The organism is Pseudomonas sp. P5_A2_2, assembly GCF_054177685.1.
In genome coordinates this window covers 1-2222 of the sequence record NZ_JBGCUL010000752.1, presented here as the reverse complement: position 1 = coordinate 2222, position 2222 = coordinate 1, and the positions used below count along the sequence as shown (strand labels likewise).

The 2222-nt window shown below is 41.9% G+C and carries 3 protein-coding genes; all 3 read right to left on the bottom strand.

Annotated elements, in window-relative coordinates; all coding sequences use genetic code 11:
* Window positions 1-163: 163 nt before the first annotated feature.
* Entirely contained in the window at window positions 164-1000 is an 837-nt protein-coding gene (locus ACXRVY_RS25190) for a hypothetical protein (RefSeq protein WP_457265851.1), read from the bottom strand.
* A 6-nt stretch (window positions 1001-1006) separates the two neighbouring features.
* On the bottom strand, window positions 1007-1816 hold the full coding sequence (locus ACXRVY_RS25185; RefSeq protein ID WP_458238540.1) for a TniB family NTP-binding protein: 810 nt from the start codon (window positions 1814-1816) through the stop codon (window positions 1007-1009).
* A 73-nt stretch (window positions 1817-1889) separates the two neighbouring features.
* Window positions 1890-2222 (bottom strand): hypothetical protein (locus ACXRVY_RS25180; RefSeq protein WP_458238539.1); only part of this gene is annotated, 333 nt, incomplete at its 5' end.

The following is a 2222-nucleotide window of genomic DNA, read 5'->3' as shown; positions in this document are numbered from 1 at the left end:
ATGTACAGTTGTGGAGGTTAAAATTTCTTTGGAAAAGTCAGGGTCCAGGCTCGGGTAGCACTTAAGCTTGGATCTAATAAGGGCCTGTATGCTCTCGACAGAGATGCAGCGGTGCGAAAGCTTTATTTCGCATCTGTTAATCCATGATGTGAAAGACTCGTCATTAACTGGATTCAATACTGAATAAATATGCATTGTTCTGAAGTGTAGCCTTTAAGGGTGGAAATTCATTCGATAATGGAACCTGGGTTGGGGCAGTAAGCAGTGCGTGTATGGCATGTTCCTTTAGAAGGTAAAACAGATTTCCAGTATTGCCTGAACATAGTTTGAAAATGATTTCAGCATGGGATCTGAGATCAATATTTATTGAATGCTTTTCAGTGAGAGTATTTTCAATGAGCCCCAGAAAAGATGAAAAACCTACGCCATTTTCCCATTCTGGTATGCAATGAATGGACGTCAGTATATCGTCAGTGCATGTTGCTCCATAAGCACGCTTCGTCGTGCCAATAATTATATTTATAGACATCAGTGTGCGCGCTAGGCTTAGGCAGGCGTTTATCAATTGCTGCTTTTTTACCCGCGTAATTACACCCTCTAGAAAGTCATTTAGGATGATGCAGTCAATTTTAGCGTGATGAATTAAATTTAATATGAAGTATGGGATTATTTGATTTTTCGTAGATTGCAGTTTCGCTCCTTGGTAAGTGAAGCCGTAATTATCAAGCAATGCTTCCCATGGATTATTTTCATCGCTGAAGGCGCGGGGACTAAGCACTATTGTATTGATCGACCTACGGAGAAGGATGTCTTGGCACATTTTTGTCGCAGTTGAGACTCCACAGCCAGATTCTCCGAGGATGATATGTAATGAGCCTCTTTCAGCGTTTATCGAAAGCATTGAATCTATCGCGGCCACAACATTTTTTACCTGAGGAGTTGGTAAATTGAACTCCTCGTAAATTCGATTAATTTCATTTACTAGATGAGATTGAGGCATTGAATTTTATCGCTTTTTATGGCGCAATAGAGAAACCCCATATTTCGCAGCTAAAAATGGAGCATTATCTATAATGGGGAGAGTGATCTTTTCTAACCCTAACGATATAGCTTCGGCAGCGCATACCTGAATGATTTTTACCACGTTGTCCATGACTCCATTCGCTTGCTTGAGTATTGCAGTAGCCAAATCTTGACTGTGCAAGAATGACGGGAGTTTTAATGGGAGAGTGCGTTCATACGCGGCAATAAACGCCCTAAAATCTTCATCCAATTTCCATTTTTCTAACGGCCATTGCAAGTAGCGCCTTTCTAACTGAGGGTCGAGACGGAGAGCTTCGCTGGCCTTGTCTACGCCAAAAGCAAAGACACAAAGATTGTATTGATCACCGGACAAATTTTTTAGCAATGAAAGATTAATTTTCTGTTGCATTGTCGATAAGGTTACAGCGTCATGAATTTCATCAATGACAATCCCCTTGACATTATTTCGCTCGACGGTGCGCGCAAATTCTTTGGAAGCATTATATCCGCTGTACTTTTTGGTTACCTCCATCCCGAATGCCTCCAATAGAAGCTCCCTTAGATTATAGTTATTCGGATTTTGCCTGAAGCTCATAAATACCAATTTTTCAGTTTGATTTTTATTTGATTCTTTTACGCGATTTATGATGCTTGTTTTTCCATAACCCCCGCTGCCCCATACCAACATACATGGTGCTTGAACCTTGTTTTCAGTCCGAAGCATAAACTGCATAGCATTCATTATTGCTTGGGCGTTGGGGTATTCAATGAATACATCTTGTAGGCATATCATGAGTCGCTCTTCTGTGGAAAGGTCTAATAAATGGCGTCTGGATTGACGTACGTGGCTTGTGTCTGTTGGTTGATTAGTCCTTTTGGTCGAATAGTTGGGGAATTAATGAGAAGTTTACTTCCGGTTCCGAAGCGACTGAATCGTCGCAATGGCTAATATGGACATTCCACACGGCGTTAGGAATTCCATGCTTGCTTCTGTCTCTGTGATGTATAACTCCCTCTTGGTGTGCTTTTGCCAATTTGGCACTGCGTGTGTCGCGCTGGCTATTTTTTACCAATGCGTTATTGGTCCGAATCTGCCTGAGTGCGTCGTCGTCAGTTACTGTGCCGGCTGGTACCTGCTTATTGAACTCACGGTCGCAGCGGTAGTCTTCGTAACTTGAAAACTCACTAACTAAAGACAC

What these genes read in the sequence shown, in the direction of transcription:
- ACXRVY_RS25190 (WP_457265851.1), bottom strand. Translation starts at nt 1,000, where the DNA reads ATGCCTCAATCTCATCTAGTAAATGAAATTAATCGAATTTACGAGGAG.
- ACXRVY_RS25185 (WP_458238540.1), bottom strand. Translation starts at nt 1,816, where the DNA reads ATGATATGCCTACAAGATGTATTCATTGAATACCCCAACGCCCAAGCA.